9 protein-coding genes are annotated in these 15,975 nt (G+C 59.9%); 5 read left to right on the top strand and 4 right to left on the bottom strand.

Annotated elements, in window-relative coordinates; all coding sequences use genetic code 11:
• Positions 1–160: 160 nt before the first annotated feature.
• Together Mal15_RS16625 and Mal15_RS16620 are read right to left on the bottom strand one after the other, a co-directional pair.
• Positions 161–1,210, bottom strand: a complete 1,050-nt coding sequence (locus Mal15_RS16625; RefSeq protein WP_147868794.1) for a molybdopterin-dependent oxidoreductase — start codon at positions 1,208–1,210, stop codon at positions 161–163.
• A 518-nt stretch (positions 1,211–1,728) separates the two neighbouring features.
• Positions 1,729–2,625 carry a LysR family transcriptional regulator gene (locus Mal15_RS16620; protein WP_233903501.1) on the bottom strand — a complete coding sequence of 299 codons (897 nt, stop codon included), beginning with the start codon at positions 2,623–2,625 and terminating at the stop codon, positions 1,729–1,731.
• 252 nt (positions 2,626–2,877) lie between these two features.
• Here Mal15_RS16620 and Mal15_RS16615 point away from each other — a divergent pair, with 252 nt between their 5' ends.
• Complete coding sequence (locus Mal15_RS16615) at positions 2,878–3,987, top strand: isocitrate/isopropylmalate dehydrogenase family protein (RefSeq protein WP_147868793.1); 1,110 nt, start codon at positions 2,878–2,880, stop codon at positions 3,985–3,987.
• Between the two features lie 172 nt (positions 3,988–4,159).
• The gene (locus Mal15_RS16610; RefSeq protein ID WP_233903500.1) at positions 4,160–7,330 is read left to right on the top strand and encodes a DUF5060 domain-containing protein; all 3,171 of its coding nucleotides are present in this window, start codon (positions 4,160–4,162) and stop codon (positions 7,328–7,330) included.
• Between the two features lie 460 nt (positions 7,331–7,790).
• On the opposite strand, the gene Mal15_RS16605 is transcribed toward Mal15_RS16610, so the two are convergent.
• Positions 7,791–8,387, bottom strand: coding sequence for a hypothetical protein (locus Mal15_RS16605; protein WP_147868791.1), 597 nt, complete (start codon positions 8,385–8,387; stop codon positions 7,791–7,793).
• A 130-nt stretch (positions 8,388–8,517) separates the two neighbouring features.
• Between Mal15_RS16605 and Mal15_RS16600 the strand changes: the two genes are divergently transcribed.
• Positions 8,518–9,624: a non-reducing end alpha-L-arabinofuranosidase family hydrolase gene (locus Mal15_RS16600; protein WP_147868790.1), complete on the top strand. Its 1,107-nt coding sequence runs from the start codon at positions 8,518–8,520 to the stop codon at positions 9,622–9,624.
• Positions 9,625–9,852: 228 nt separating this feature from the next.
• Here Mal15_RS16600 and Mal15_RS16595 read toward each other — a convergent pair whose 3' ends face one another.
• Positions 9,853–10,479 (bottom strand): hypothetical protein, encoded by a 627-nt coding sequence (locus Mal15_RS16595; protein WP_147868789.1) that lies wholly within the window; start codon positions 10,477–10,479, stop codon positions 9,853–9,855.
• Positions 10,480–10,983: 504 nt separating this feature from the next.
• On the opposite strand from Mal15_RS16595, the gene Mal15_RS16590 reads away from it, so the two are divergent.
• Both Mal15_RS16590 and Mal15_RS16585 read left to right on the top strand, forming a co-directional pair.
• Entirely contained in the window at positions 10,984–14,925 is a 3,942-nt protein-coding gene (locus Mal15_RS16590; protein WP_147868788.1) for an ATP-binding protein, read from the top strand.
• Between the two features lie 156 nt (positions 14,926–15,081).
• A complete protein-coding gene (locus Mal15_RS16585) occupies positions 15,082–15,870 on the top strand; it encodes a hypothetical protein (RefSeq protein ID WP_147868787.1) in 789 nt (262 codons plus the stop codon).
• Positions 15,871–15,975 lie beyond the last annotated feature (105 nt).

Here is a 15,975-nt window from a genome sequence, read left to right as displayed (position 1 = left end):
ACGGTTTGACCCGATGCGTCAGTTGAAGCGTTCAGCCGACACAGGAATGGGCGTGCAAAAAGAACGTCGATTGCGGTCGCCCGCACGGCAGGGGAATCCGATCGGATTGGGCGTGCCGGTTGGCAGGATCATTCGGGGGCGAGGGAAAACCCGAATGAAATCAGCGCTCTTCCACTGACGCGGATTGCGATCGGAAACAGTCGCGTTGTTCTGGTGTCAACGCATCGAGAGACGTCGCGGTGACCTTCGTCGACTGATCGATCGATGCAACGTTGTTCCGGTTGCCATCCGTATCGATCACCGCAAAACTGGCGCCAAACAGCGAGGCATCCCGTAGGTCCGCACCACGGAGATCGGCCGCGGAGAAGTCAGCGCCTTCCAAGTCGGCGCCGCGAAAGTTTGCTTCACGCAAATCCGCCGATTCAAGGTGTGCGTTGGAAAGGTTGGCGCCGCGGAAATCAGCACCATGCAACGACGTGTTCCTGAAATCCGCATTGCGCAACCGTGCATTCACGGCGTTTAGATTCGCCAATTCCATACCGTTCGCCTGTAACCCCAACAGATCACGAGCGCGGAAATCACGTTGCCGGATCAGCCGAGCGGCGTCCTGTTTGCTAAGACTCGACGCGATGTAGCGTTGTTCTTTCCATGGGTCGGCTCCGTTGTGGTACCCCGCTTCGGACTCCCAGTACCCGAGTCGATCGTCGGTCAGGAATTCGATCCGCTCGAGCCACTTGATGCTCTTGTAGAAATACTTTCCGGGAACCACCATGCGTACGGGCCCGCCATGTTCGATCGGCAGCGGCGCCCCGTCGGCGCGCAGTGCGACCAAAGGATCCAAATCCAACAATTCCCGCAGCGGCAGCGAGGTGGAGTGGGAACGTTCGCTGCGGGCGACGAAGGACACAAATCGGGCCTGCGGTTTGTAAAGCGGCTCTCCGCCTGCATCGGTCACCAGTTCGGCAAATCGAATGCCCCGGAACTCCATCTGTAAACGGGACCACCGTGTCACGCAATGCACGTCAATCCGACGCGTGGTTTGCGGCAGCGCGGCCAAGTCGTTCAGACTCCAATGCCGATCGACTTTGACTTCGCCGGCCAGGGTGACGGTCCACGGAGTCGTGGTCTGCGACGGAGCACGTTCGCCGACCACGGGCCAACAATGACGTTTGACCAGTTGTTGGTTGGGCGGGAGAGGGGGAGAGGTCATCGATGGCGGTCGGGGACAAATGAAATGGAGTGGGATCCTGTCCTCGTTCCGAGGCTCCGCCTTGGAACGCGATGTCGGTGTGGCTCTGCCACATGCGGCGCGGGAATGTGAGGCGGAGCCTCCAGCTCCATCGTGTCCCCAGGCGGAGCCCGGGGACAAGGGAGCGGAATTGTACCCGCGCCGCTCGCTGACGCTTTCCGCTGGCATGGGGATTGTCCTCGTTCCGAGGCTCCGCCTTGGAACGGGATGTTGGTGTGGCTCCCGCCACATGCGGCGCGGGAATGTGAGGCGGAGCCTCCAGCTCCATCGTGTCCCCAGGCGGAGCCCGGGGACAAGGGAGCGGAATTGTACCCGCGCCGCTCGCTGACCGGGCTGTCGATTTCGTGAGCCGACGGCGCTAGCCGCGGGCCTAGCGGTGCCAGCATCGCCCTTCGAGGCCCGTGGCTAGCGCCATCGGCTCACTCTTGTTTCGGTTGCGATTAAATCGACAGCCCCTGACGCTTCCCGCTGGCATGGGATCATGTCAGTGCGGCTTTTAGCTGTTCCACCAGCTCCACCATCGGGTCGGTCAACAGTCGGCCTTTGCGCCACATCAGCACGATCCGGCGCTGACCGAGTTTGTCGCTGAGCGAACGGGAGGCGAGCTTTTTGCTCAATTCGCCCTTGCTGCGTCCGGCCACGATCCCGACGCCCATTCCGGCCGAGGCACAGGCGATGGTGAAGGCGCTATTGTCGGTTTCCACCGCGATTTTTGCGACCAGCCCTTCGCGGTGGAACGCTTGATCCAGAGCATCGCGGCCATGGGTGCCCGCCAACGTGACCACCAAGGGGTGTCGAGCGAGTTCTGCCAGTTCGGATGATCGCGACTTCACGTACGGATGCGATCTCCTGGCCACGGCAAGAAACTCCACCGTGTACGCCGACTCGTAATGCAAGTGCGGCGATTTTCGTTCCAGCCCCGGTTCTAAAGCCATCGCGATGTCGGCATGATCCTCCATCAACAACTCTTCGGCGCGGCGATCATTCCCTTGGCGGATCACCAGGTGATTGGGGTGTCGCTTGTGAAACGCGGCCAGCGGAGTGGCAAGGTCCTCCAGCATCATCCGCGCACCGGCGACCAGCCGGATCGGCAGGTCTCGCGAGGATTGCTGGACCACATCGAACGTCGATTCGATCTGGACCAAGATCGAACTGACTTGCTGAGACAACGTTTCCGCCGCCTCGGTCGGCCGGACTTGGCGACCGACCCGCTGGAACAACTCCACGCCATAGAGCTTTTCGAGCGCCTGGATGTGCTGCCAGACCGACGGGACCGAGAGATGGCAGACGCGGGCCGCCGCCGCATAACCGCCTTCCCGCATCACCAATTGAAACGTCTGCAAGTGAGCGATGGTTAAATCCTGGGACTTGATCACACGTGGCTCGCAAACATTTAGTGAAGCCGAATGAATGTTTCGAAGTATTTTATTGTAGTGAATGACACGTGGGGCCTACAATCCGCCGTCACAAACAACATGACGGCGTAGGACGCTCCGAACGGTTCGGCGTCTGAGTCGTTATGAATCGCAGGTAAAACGTAGTCGCCTTCGCCCCAGAAGGTGGTTCGCGTGGATTCTCCACGCTCTGGCGGGCGTCGCTACGTTGGAGCCCAGCGAGGGATCAATCGTATGAGTCGTTATCAAATCGCGTTGTTGCCGGGCGACGGTATCGGTCCGGAGTGTATGGAGGCGACCCACCGGGTGCTCGGCCAGATGGTTGACCGGGTCGAGGGGTTGGATTTGCAATTCACGTCGCATCGAGCCGGCGCGGAACTTTACCGTGACACCGGCGAAGCGTTGCCGTCGGCGGTGTTGGAGGATTGTTTGGCTGCGGACGCGGTGTTGTTGTCGGCGATCGGATTGCCCGATGTTCGCTACCGCGATGGGACGGAAGTTCAACCGACGATGATGGTCGGGCTGCGGAGGGCGCTCCAGGTGCATTCGGCGGTTCGTCCGGTGAAACTCTATCGCGGGGCGCCCTGTGTGCTGAAGGACACCGGGCCGGGAATCGATTTCGTCATCATCCGTGAGAACCTGGAAGGGTTGTTTGCCTCGTTCGGCGGCGGCAGCAAGGTGGGCGACGAAGTGGCCACCGATACTTTGGTCGTGACACGCAAGGGCACGTCACAGGTGTCCGACTTTGCATTCCGTTTGGCACAGCGTCGCAGCGGCCGTCCCAGTGATGGCAAAAAGATGGTGACCTGTGTCGACAAGGCGAACGTGTTCCAAAGCATGGCGTTCTTTCGCAAGGTCTTCTTCGACGTCGCCGCGCGGTACCCCGAGATCGAAGCCGAGGCGGTGTACGTCGACGCGATGAGTTTGTACATGGTCCAAAACCCTTGGGACTTTGACGTCTTGGTGATGGAGAACCAATTCGGCGACATCCTGTCCGATTTAGGCGCCGGCCTGGTCGGCGGACTTGGCGTCGGCCCGTCGGCGGAGATCGGAGAAAAACACGGCCTGTTCCAGCCCTCGCACGGCACGGCCCCGCAACTGGCGGGCAAGAACGTTGCCAATCCGCTGGCGACCATTCTGTCGGCGGCGATGATGTTGGATTGGCTGGGCGACAAGCACGACGACCCCGTCTGCTTGCGTGCCGCGGTCGACTTGGAACAGGCGGTCGAAAAGGTGATCGCCGACGGGAACGTCATCACCCCCGACATGGGCGGAAACGCATCGACGTCGCAAGTCGCCGATGCGGTCTGTGACGCGCTCGTTGTCGAAGCACCGACCAGCTGACCCCCTTCATCCCTTCGACACTGTCCCCGTCAATATCGAAACGTAGCTACCTTCGCCAGAAGGTGGATCGCCTGTGTTTCCATTGCTCCCCCAAGCATCGCGTCCCAAACACCAACATCCTTCGCAAAACGCTTTCCTTTCCCCCAGACCTTCCCCTTCCCATCGGTGAACCATGATGAAACGCTCCACGCGATTGAAACTTCGAATCGCCACTCCATTGGTTGTCTTGTGTGCTGTCTTTTTTTCCACACACGTCGCAGCGCAACAACCGATCATCGATGACTCGGTCGTCTTCGCCGAACAGGACGGGTTGGTCGCGGTCGAGGCCGAACACTTTTTCAAACAGACCGCTGCCGACGTGCGGGCGTTTTACTTGACGCACTCCCAGGCGACGCCGGAGATCACGCCCGATGGTGATCCGCCGCACGTGGGTGGTGCCAGCGGCGGCGCGTACTTGGAGATCCTGCCCGACACCCGTCGGACCCACGGCGACAAATTGATTCGTGGCACCAACTTTGCCCCGGAACCCGGTGCGTTGGCCGTGTTGCACTACAAGGTCGACATCTCGACGCCCGGCACCTACTACGTCTGGGTGCGGGCCCATTCGACCGGGTCGGAAGACAACGGATTGCACGTCGGAATCGATGGGACCTGGCCCGAAAGCGGCCAGCGTCTGCAGTGGTGCCAGGGCAAGCACAGCTGGCGCTGGGAAAGCAAACAACGCACCGAGCAACAACACTGCGGCGAACCCCACAAGATCTTCCTTGAGATCGATCAACCGGGCGAGCACGTCATCCACTTCTCGATGCGTGAAGACGGATTCGAATTTGACAAGTTCTTGATGACGACCGACCGCAATTTCACGCGCCCCGAGGATGCAGGACCGCCGCCGCAGATCAAACGCGGCACGTTGCCCAAAGCGTTCCCGTCGGTCGCCGTGACAGATACGAAATCGGCTGCCAACACCGCGCCAGCGCCGGACGGTCCACTTGAGTTGTCCGCAGCCGCATTTGCCGCCGGACAAGGGACCGGGTACTACCTGGACCGGGGAAAATGGATGGCGGTTAACCCCGAGCAACACAAGCGGGGATCGATCGAGAAAACATTCCCCTTCCCGACCGGACGGTACAACGTCACGCTACGAACGATCGGCGAGAACGACGGTCAATCCAGCTACGGTCTGTCGATCGACGGCGAACGGATCGGCAGCTACACCAACCCGCTCGGCGATGCGATGTACGCCGAGGGAAAAGCCTATCACAAGACATGGAAAAACACTCCGATCACCGAAGGCGCGATGATCGGAGTGACGTCGGAAATCGGTAGCAAAGACGGCCAAGAGTTCAGTCGAGCCCGATGGTCGGCGGTGACGTTCACCGCCGCCGACGAGGCGACCGGCAAGGCGATCGCGCCGCTGTTGGCCAAGCAGGCCGGTGAGGAAAAACACACTGCGGCCGCAACGCCAAACTCCAGCCCGACCGTGCCGTCCAGCAAGGATCCACTGCAGTTGCCTCGCAAGGCCGACGGCGACGGCAGCGTCAACGTCAGCGGCGAACTGAAACAATGGCACAAGGTCACCTTGGATCTGAGTGGCCCTTACGCCCATGAAAAGGACAACGCGCCGAACCCCTTTACCGATTACCGGATGACGGTCGCGTTTAAACATTCCGGCGGGAAAACCTACACGGTCCCCGGATACTTTGCCGCCGATGGCAACGCCGGCAACACCTCGGCTGAATCGGGGACGCACTGGCGAGCCCATTTCGCACCCGATCAAACCGGCTCCTGGACGTATTCGGTTGCGTTTCATCGCGGCAATCTGGCCGCATTGGATCCCGATGCACCGTCACAGACGGTCGCTCCCTTCGACGGGGCCAGCGGTTCATTCGAAATCGCGGCGAGCGACAAGTCCGGCCGAGACCTGCGTGGGCAAGGCCGGCTGAGTTACGTCGGCAAGCACTACCTGCAGTTTGCGGGAACGAAAACCTATTTTCTGAAAGTCGGTGCGGACGCGCCCGAGACGCTGTTGGCCTATGCCGACTTCGACAACACCATCGCCGGCAACCCGAAGAAGGCGCCGCTGAAGACCTGGTCGCCACACCTGCAGGATTGGAACAGTGGCGACCCCACTTGGGCCGACGGCAAGGGCAAAGGATTGATCGGTGCGGTCAACTACTTGTCCGGCAAAGGCTGCAATGCATTCTCCTTCTTGACCTACAACGCCGGTGGCGACGGGGACAACGTCTGGCCCTTTATCCAGCGCGAAGACAAACTGCACTACGACTGCAGCAAGTTGGACCAATGGGGGATCGTGTTCGATCACGGCACGGCCAAAGGCATGTACCTGCACTTCAAAATGCAGGAAACCGAAATCGACGATCACACCAAACACAAGGCGTCCGGTTTGGTCCCCGAATCGCTTGACGGCGGCAACCTGGGCACGCAGCGAAAACTGTATTGTCGAGAATTGATCGCGCGTTACGGCCACAACCTGGCGCTCAACTGGAACCTGGGCGAAGAGAACACCCAGACGACCGAGCAGTTGCAAGCGATGATCAACTACATCGCCGACCTGGATGCCTATGGCCACAACATCGTCGTGCACACGTTTCCTTCACAACAGGACAAGGTTTATCGCCCGTTGCTCGGTGACAAATCGAAGCTGACCGGCGTGTCGCTGCAAAACAGCAGCCTGGAAACGACTCACGCGCAAACGGCGAAATGGGTTTCCGAGTCGTCCGCCGCGGGCAAACCCTGGATCGTCGCGTTTGACGAATCCGGCAGTGCCGCCCACGCCCAGTGTCCCGATCTCGGTTACAACGGTTTCGACGGACACGACCGCACCGGCAAAATGGCGTACACCCAACACAAGGTTCGCAAGCAGACGCTGTGGGGCACGTTGATGGCCGGCGGTGCGGGCAACGAATACTACTTCGGTTACCAATTCGACGAAAACGATATCGTTTGTGAGGACTGGCGGAGCCGCGATCAAAGTTGGGACTACTGTCGCATCGCGATCGGGTTCTTCCACGATCATCAGATCCCGTTTTGGGAAATGAAGAACGTGGATGAAATCATCGGCAACCCGGAGCGCAAGCCGACCAAGTATTGCTTTGCCAAGGCCGACGACACGTATCTCGTTTACCTGTGCGAGGGTGGAACGACGGCGCTGGATCTTTCCGGTGCGAAAGGGCAGTACGACGTCCGGTGGTTCAATCCCCGCAACGGCGGGGCGTTGCAAACGGGCAGCACGACTTCGGTCACCGGCGGCGGAAAGGTCGCGTTGGGGCAAGCCCCCTCGGACCCGAACGAAGACTGGTTGATCGTCGTGCGAAAGAAGTAAGGCGATTACGACGCCACTGTAGAACCGCTGTCCCAGCTGTTCCGCACTGGCAGCGTAGCTGCCAGAGGATGCACTCGCGCCGCCAAAGGCGGCCGGGGGGGAACAGTTGAGACAACGGTTCTACACTCGCCAGCACATTGTAGAACCGCTGTCCCAGCTGTTCCCCACTGGCAGCGTAGCTGCCAGAGGATGCACCCGCGCCGCCGAAGGCGGCCGGGGGGAACAGTTGAGACAACGGTTTTACGCTCCCCAGCACATTGTAGAACCGCTGTCCCAGCTGTTCCCCACTGGCAGCGTAGCTGCCAGAGGATGCACCCGCGCCGCCGAAGGCGGCCGGGGGGGAACAGTTGAGACAACGGTTCTACACTCGCCAGCACATTGTAGAACCGCTGTCCCAGCTGTTCCGCGCTGGCAGCGTAGCTGCCAGAGGATGGACTCGCGTCGCCGGAGGCGGCTCTTTCTAGCGTGACTCGCCGCCGGTCTTTTCCTCCAGCTTCTCGAGCGAGTGCTTGATCGCGCCGAGCAGTTTCTTGGACGCATTGCTGCTCAGTCGATACGTATCGGTTTTGTCCTTGCTGCGATGTTCCAGCTGAAGAAAACGCCGGTTCTCATCGGAGGCAAATGTCAGCGCCCAATCCGCTTGCTCCATTGCGGTTTTGATCGGGATGCGTTGATCCTTGTCGTTGGGTTCCGCCTTCAATCCGGCTTCGAAAGCCTTGATCAGTTCCAAGGCTTGTGTCTGGTTGACCATTAACATGCCGCCGGCCGGCGGTGTGGTCTCACCGGGTTTGGTGGGGACCAGCAGCGAGATTTGCACCGACGGATCAAATCCGTCGTAGGCGACCGAGGCGACGTAGGTGTAACCGGTGCGCGAGAGTCCGAGGTGAACGAACGGCGAGGGGTCGCCGATCCAAGATCGGTCCCCGATCACCACGGACTGAATCGTGGGGTCAAACGTGTCGTCATCGGGCGACCAGTCGTCCGCGACCACAGAACCATGAATTAACGCAAGTGCCAACGCGCAACCGACCAGACGCTTCATCGCTGTTTTTCTCATTTCAAACCAACCAAGGAGGCAAACACAAGGGGGCTCAGCATAGACAACCAAGGAGCCGCGACCAACCGGATTTGTTTTGCCAGTAGAATTGGCCACAGCAGTCGACGTTCACAAAATCAGGGAATCGCACATGCGACACGACAAAGTTCCGCTTGCAGTCTTTTCTTTCACGCTGCTGTTCGGGATCGGCGGCCTCGCACCGCGATTACCCGTGATGGCCCAACAGGATGCCGAAACAAAAGCCGATGATGCAGCAGGGGTGGCCATCGACGATGCGTTTGAATCGGGCGACTTTCACTGGCGGGTCGGGCCGCCGTTGTTGGAAATCGACCAGCAGCGGTTGCCGGCCTCGCCGGATCATCCTTGGTTGGCGGTGAAAGATCCCAGCATTGTGCGGCACGCCGGCCGCTGGCATCTGTTTTGCACGTTGCGAAAACAAAAATCGGGCGACGGACGCATCCGCATCGGATACCTTTCGTTCGCCGATTGGGCCGACGCCAAGCACGCGGATTGGAGCGTGCTGGATTTGACGATGGGGTACCACGGCGCGCCGCAGATCTTTTACTTCCGTCCGCAGCGCAAGTGGTACCTGATCTATCAGGCGGCCGATGACACACGCGGTCTGAAGTACGGGCCCTGTTTTTCGACCAACGATTCGTTGGACGCGCCCGAGCGTTGGACACGTCCCGAACCGCTGTACGTCGTCAAAGACGGTGCCAAGGCGGGGTTGGATTTTTGGGTCATCTGTGACGATGCGAAAGCACACCTGTTCTTCACGACACTCAACGGCCAGATGTGGCGCGCGGAAACGGCGCTCGAGCAATTTCCCGATCGTGGCTGGTCCGATCCCCAGGTGGTGCTGCAAGCCGACATCTTCGAAGCCAGTCACACCTACGCACTGAAAGGCCGCCAGCAATACCTGACGGTGGTCGAAGCCCAAGCCGGACGGCGGCGGTATTTCAAGGCCTTTGTTAGTGAGTCTCTCGAGGGAACCTGGACGCCGCTTTCGGCAACCCGCGATTCTCCATTCGTTTCGCCGGTCAACGTGGTCAATCAAGAGCAATCATGGGCGACGTCTTACAGCCACGGCGAATTGATTCGCAGCGGGTCGGATCAGCGATTGGAGGTCGATCCGGAAAACTTGCAACTGCTGTTCCAGGGTGCCGACGACGCGCAGTACCAACGCGGCAGCTATGGCGACATCCCGTGGCGGTTGGGGTTGTTGCAAGCTCAGTGAATTGGACGCCCTGCCATGGCGCGGGCATGGTTTTGGGACGCGACTCTTCTGGCAGACATTGGTGTCTTTACAGGTCTCGTCGCCTGCGGGGCATTCAAATCCGTAGCCTCGGGCAAGCGGTCCGAGCGTCAGCAAGGCCACGCCGCCCCAGGAAAACCACGTGCAACGTTCTCCAAATTGGCCAACGGGCATCGACACAATCAGCCTTGAGCCAACCGTATGACGGCATCAAGTCTTAACTTCGTGCAACAAACGCGCAACGGGCGATTGATCGGAATCGGAATCGGAATCGGACGCTTCCAACTCCGTGATCTCCATGAAGGAGACACGCGGCCGGTTGATGATCGCGACGTTCATGTGTTGGGGACTTTCAGGCGACTCGGCATCGATCACGGATGCGTCGGCGATGGGGAAGAAGTCGCGATTGGCGTGCAGAAACTCTTTGACGCTCTTGTGGGTGGTCATGTGCAACCGGCCTTTGATGATCCAGCGGTCGATGGCGACGACGGTGTGGAACAGTTGCAACGCGCGGCGGCTTCCGATGCGTTTGGCGGCCGCTTCGTGGGTGTCGCCGGCGATCCCCGCGATCATGATTTCGGGTTTGCGGACATTGACCTTTGCCATCTGATCGATCAATTGGCCGCGGCGATACAGGCTTGCGTTGCTGCATTCCATGTAATCGCTGATCGATTGATTCATGACGTCCGAGATGCGTCGTCCGCCCAGGTCGCAATCGGCAACGATCTCGAAGCCGGGTGTGTGGAAACGAACCTTGACCGCCGGTGTCTCCTCGGCCTCGCGGACCAGGGACTGGCACACCGTCAAGTTCTTGAGAAGTTCTGATACATCATCCATTGCAGTGTTTGCCCCGAATCACTTGTTGTCTGTTTAGCGTGCTGTTTTCCAAACGCGATGTCTGTCAACCCGCATCAAACGTCGCTGCGATGAACCAAACGCTGTTCGGCAACGACGAACGGGCAGCGGATCTGGGGAGAGTTACGTCACCGCGGAACGATGAAATGATTGAAGTTGTTAAAACGGGGGTGTGCATCGGATTAGCGGACTACCCTTCCCTAAAGAATTTGCATAATCGGAGCGGGATGACGGACGTCGCCCCAGTGGGTGTCGGGGGGCAGACTGGATCCCCATGATGCGGCGCGAAAGGCGATCGCAGGGCGTGCTCATGAGGGCAGATTGTGGCCAGAAGACTGCCCGGGCGGGGGTGTGACGGAGCAACGGTTGGGGGTCAAAGAAGCAACGGGTGGGGCGGTCTGTGCCTCAACCACGGTTCTTCTGCTGGCAGGTGGCGTGATTGTCCACTAAAACTAGGGCGAAGATCGCCCCCGCAGGGAAGCAGAAATGCCCCGACTCCTCCTCCTCTTGTTGCTCTCAGTCCCCGGGATCCTGTTGACGAACGGGATCCTGTTGACGGGCAGTGCGGGTGCGCAGCAACCGGCTTCGATCGCTCGGACGTGGCAGTTCCAATCGTTTTTTCGGGATGCGCATCTGGCGGAAAAGTCGATCGCCCATGTGGACGCCGCGGCGGATGGTTCGCTTTGGTTCGCCGTCTCGGACGGGCTGTACCACTATGACGGTTACTACTGGACGCGTTACACGACCGCAGACGGGCTACCGAGCGACTACGTACGATGTGTCCTCGTTGATAACGACGGCACGTTATGGGTGGGGACCGATCAAGGCGTGGCGGTCTTTGATGGAACCACGTTCGATTCCGATCGACTGAAGGGGCGTCTGGCCGGCCCGAGTCTCCGCCGGATCGTTCAAGACACCGACGGATCCCTTTGGTTCTGCTGTGACCAGTGGCCCAAAGGCGGCGTGCCTGCGGGGCTGACGCGGATGAAAGACGGGCAATTCACCACTTGGGGAGAACAAGACGGACTGCCCAGCAATTACGTTTCCGATTACATACGAACGTCCGACGGTCGACAGTTTGTGCTGACCAATGTTGGCTTGGCGGAATTCACCGAAGACGGCTTCCGGGAACCGCTCAAGGAGGCGGGGCTGTGGAGAGAAGATGCTTATGTTTGGTCGATGGTCGAGAGCCAGCGGCACGGCTTGCTGGTTTCAACCGGAACCCACTTTTATCAGTTCAGCGAAGGCGCATGGCGGCGCATTTCCAATGGGATCTCCAATCTTGACCAGCCCAAACTGGTGGCGACCCGGGATGGGGAGATCTTCACCTGCAGCACGGGGCGCGGACCGGTCGTTTTTCGATGGGACGGCGACGGTTGGGTCGATGCATCGCGACAATTGAATGATGTCGTTGGCGGAGTGTTGCACTTGATGGAAGACGGCCAAGGGGCGGTTTGGATCGTCGGTTCGGAGCGTCTGCTGCGCTGGGAACGGACGGCCCCGGAGTGGCAGGTTTTTCAGAACGTCGGGGCGCCACTTCATCGTGATCGCAGCGGCGGGATCTGGTTTGTCGTCAGCCGCGGCGGACTGGTCCGCTGGGCGTCGGGGCGTTCGATGGAGTACCCCAAACTTTACGGCCCGATCTATGAAACGTCCGACGGCGCTCTCTTCATGGAGTCCAACGACGGGCTGCGGCGGTGGGAAAAGGGGCGGCTGGATCGGGTCGATCTGCAGGGGTACAAGAATCCTCGGTTGCTGGGGATCGATGGTCGCGATGTCGTTTGGGTCGCGGCACTGGACCAACATCGCGGGCGATTCATCGTCGGAATCGAAGGCGGTCGGCTACATGCCAGGGATGTGTCTCGATTCACCAATCGCATTCGGTTCAATCGATCGACCGCGGATCCGCAAAGCGGCGTCTGGATCATTTTCGGCTCAAACAACTCGCTGCCGTTTCACCTTGTTCGTTGTGATCGAGACTTCGACCGGGAAATCCCCTTGCCGGAAAAAGCACAGATCAGCCATCTGCCCAATGTCTTGCCGCTGGCCGACGGAACGCTGTTCGCGTCCGGGTACTTCGGGTTGATGAAATCCACCGATGAGGGACGGACCTGGTCGGAAATCGAAATGCCCTCCGCTGCGGTTGGCGGGCTGGTCGCGTTGGACGGGGAGATTTGGGCGACGTGCAGCGGCTATTTGGGCGGGCAAGCGGCACTGGTGCGGATGCGTGACGGAAATTGGAAATCGATCCTCGATCGCAACGGCCGCGTCGTGGGGCAAAACGGTGCTCAACAGTTTTTCGCTTCCTCGCAGGGCAAGATCGAAGTGGTCAGTGCGGGCGTGACGACGCTGCCGCCGCCGGTCGCGACGACACCGTTCGAAACCCGCGTGGGGAGCGTCGTCGCCGGAGCCTCCGGGGAATTGTGGGTCGGCGTCGGCAGTCGTTGCTTTCGCTATCAGCCCGACCAGTATCCCCCCGAGACCGAGGTGGTTGGGGGTGACGGCAACTTGAATGAGGGCGAAGCGTTGCGACTGCGTGTGCGCGGCCTGGAGCGATTCCGACCGAAGCGGACGCGGCGTCATTTTCTCGTTTCCGCCAAAGTGGATGATCAGTCCTGGACGCCGTTCGAATCACTCGGCGAAGAATTGAGCGTCCCCGCGTTGCCGTTGGGGGAACATCGCATCGCGGTCCGTGTTCAGGACGCGGCCGGCCAGATCGATCCGACGCCTGCCGTGTTCCAATTCAGTGTGATGCCGTTGCCGTTGCAATCGCGCGCCTGGTTTAAACCCGCCGTCGCGTTTTGCTTTGCAACGATCTTGGCACTGGCCATCCTGGCCGGATTCAACTGGGCGCGCGTGGGGAAAATGGCGCGAGGCTTGGAACGTGAAGTTGCCCGCAAAACAAGCCGCATCGCCTCCAGCGAACGGGAATTCCGGCTGTTGTTTGAAGACTCCCAGGACGCGATCTGTCTGTTCGGCAATGACGGCATGCTGAAAAGTTGCAATCGCGTGGGAAGGGAGTTGTTGGGGTTATTGCCAGAACCGGGGATCGCATTTTCGTCGATGTTTGCCGGTCGTGACGAAGCGTTGCGATTTCAGTCGGAACTGAGCAAAGCCGATCATCTGCGCGGTGCCCGTTTCAAACTGCAAACGGTCGGGGGCAAACCGCTGGACGCCATTTTGTCGGTCAACCGGCAGAGGGAGGCAGACGGAGCGCTGAGTGGATTCCAAGTGATCATCCGCGACATCTCGACACTCGTCGACCTCCAGAATCAACTCTCGGAAACGAAAAAAATGGAGGCGATCGGTCGCATGGCCGGCGGGATCGCCCACGATTTCAATAATTTCTTGGCCGTTGTCATGTACGGTGCGGAGTTCGTCCGGTTGAGCGCCGACGGAAATGCCGCGGTGGATCAAGGCGTGCAAATGATCCTCGATGCTGCCCAACGGGGCCGGCATTTGACCGGCCAGATTCAAACGTTCAGCCGGACGTCGACGGGCAAGTTGAACGTCGTGGATACCGGCAAAGTGCTCGCCGAAATCGATCCGCTGCTGCGTGGTGTTTTGGAGTCGGCGATCGAATTGAAGTACGACGTCGCCGAATCAATCGATCATGTTCGCGCCGATCGGAGTCAGCTGGAGCAGGTGTTGATCAATTTGGCGATCAACGCCGCGCATGCGATGCCCGATGGCGGAACACTGACCATCGGCGCGTCAAATGTCTTGGTCGCGAAACACGAGTTGAACGAACTGCGGTTGGATCGTCCCGGACCCTACGTGGTCATCGAAGTCGCCGACTGCGGACATGGGATGGACGCGGCGACTTGTGAGCGGATTTTTGATCCTTTCTTCACGACCAAGCCGCACGGACAAGGGACCGGATTGGGGCTGGCGATCGTCTATGGGATCGTCCAACAGTTTCGAGGCCAAATTGCGGTCGAGAGCCGAGTCGGACACGGCACCCGTTTCATCGTCCATCTGCCGGCGACCAAAGAGCCGGTGGGGGACGAAGAACCCGCAGCCACGCAACAGGATCCTGCCCAAGGCAGCGAAACCGTCTTGTTCGTCGAAGACGAGCAAGCGATTCGAGATTTGGCGTGCAAATCATTGCGACAGTATGGTTACCGCGTCGTGGCGGCGGCCGACGGGTTGCAGGCCAAGCGACTGATCGAATCGAATCAAGCGATCGATCTGGTGATCTCCGACGTCGCGATGCCGGGCATGAGCGGTACGGCGCTGTTGAATTGGCTGCGCCGCGTCCGGCCGAATCTGCCGGTGTTGTTGATCACCGGGCACGCCGATCCGGCCTCGAACAAAGCGATCGAGGCGATCGAGGTTCCCTGCTTGAGAAAACCGTTTCTGCCAGCCGCATTGGCACTCCAGGTGCGAGAGATTCTGGATCGGCAGGTGGCATCGCACGCGTCTTGAACCTTTTCTGAAAAAATCGCTTCGCCCCGGTGGTGAGCGTCGCGTCGGTCGGCAAAGAAAGATCAGCCGGATACGGAGACATTGTTTCGGGAACATGGCCTAGCAACGGTCTAGGATTTGGGCAGTTGTTTTCGAACTTCACCTGCGAGTGTTCCAATGGTCCGTCTTTCGTTCGTTCTGGTCGCGCTGCTGTCGGTGGATTGTTCCCTGGCAAATGGACAATGGTTTGGTAACCAATCGCGAGGGCTGCGCCGCAGTCGAGCTCAATCGCATGCGGCTCCCACCGTCCCCAACCGATACCGCACACCCTACCCCACGTCGACGCGGGCAATGAGCATCGGCGTGTTCAGTTACCCGGACTACAACCACCCGCGGCCGGGATCGTTTGATCCCTATCGTTTCGACAACTACGTCTACGATCCCTACCGGTTCGGCAGCTTCGAAGCCCCGGACCTGTTGAACGACCCCTACTTTCGCGAGCGGCATCGATACGACAGTCATTTCCCCGGCCGCCGTCGTCCGCCGCTGGTGATGAAGACACCACAACCAGAATTTGCCTATCCGTCGCCGCGCAATCCGTACCTGTACAAGGGGAGCAAGGAGGCGCTGCGAAACCCGTCGTCGAAACATCCGCAGACAGCGAATGCACCCCAGCAATTGATCGCCAGCCTTTCGGCCATGGACGATGGCGAAGCCTGGATGGAATTCTTAGCACCCGATCGTGTGGACGACCTGATCGCCGAGGGAGACCAAGCGGAACTGAAAGAGCTGCTGTCACACTATGATGGGATCGTCAATAGCCCGGCACTGAAGGCGATCGCCGCGGCACGCGGTTTCCAAGCAACCCGAGAGTTGCTCCGCCGACATGTCCAAGCGGCGGAAGAGCTGCCGCCAGCACCGGGTGATGCGATTCAATGGGAGACGCTGCCGCCGGCACAGATTTGAGGCGTGTAACCGAACCGTAGTGGAAGTCGTCAAGACTTTCGGTTCCCCCGCGGGGCTCCGCATCACCTTCCTCGCCGCTGGTCGGCGGCAGAGTCAGGCACGGAA

This window comes from Stieleria maiorica (genome assembly GCF_008035925.1).
Lineage (GTDB): Bacteria > Planctomycetota > Planctomycetia > Pirellulales > Pirellulaceae > Stieleria > Stieleria maiorica.
The sequence above is the reverse complement of the archived record's forward strand: the minus strand, read 5'-3'. Positions and strand labels throughout refer to the sequence as shown.

Excerpts from the sequence above, each read along its gene's own strand:
- Mal15_RS16605 (WP_147868791.1), bottom strand. The coding sequence starts at position 8,387 with ATGAGAAAAACAGCGATGAAGCGTCTGGTCGGTTGCGCGTTGGCACTT.
- Mal15_RS16610 (WP_233903500.1), top strand. The coding sequence starts at position 4,160 with ATGATGAAACGCTCCACGCGATTGAAACTTCGAATCGCCACTCCATTG.
- Mal15_RS16590 (WP_147868788.1), top strand. The coding sequence starts at position 10,984 with ATGCCCCGACTCCTCCTCCTCTTGTTGCTCTCAGTCCCCGGGATCCTG.
- Mal15_RS16585 (WP_147868787.1), top strand. The coding sequence starts at position 15,082 with ATGGTCCGTCTTTCGTTCGTTCTGGTCGCGCTGCTGTCGGTGGATTGT.
- Mal15_RS16625 (WP_147868794.1), bottom strand. The coding sequence starts at position 1,210 with ATGACCTCTCCCCCTCTCCCGCCCAACCAACAACTGGTCAAACGTCAT.
- Mal15_RS16600 (WP_147868790.1), top strand. The coding sequence starts at position 8,518 with ATGCGACACGACAAAGTTCCGCTTGCAGTCTTTTCTTTCACGCTGCTG.
- Mal15_RS16595 (WP_147868789.1), bottom strand. The coding sequence starts at position 10,479 with ATGGATGATGTATCAGAACTTCTCAAGAACTTGACGGTGTGCCAGTCC.
- Mal15_RS16615 (WP_147868793.1), top strand. The coding sequence starts at position 2,878 with ATGAGTCGTTATCAAATCGCGTTGTTGCCGGGCGACGGTATCGGTCCG.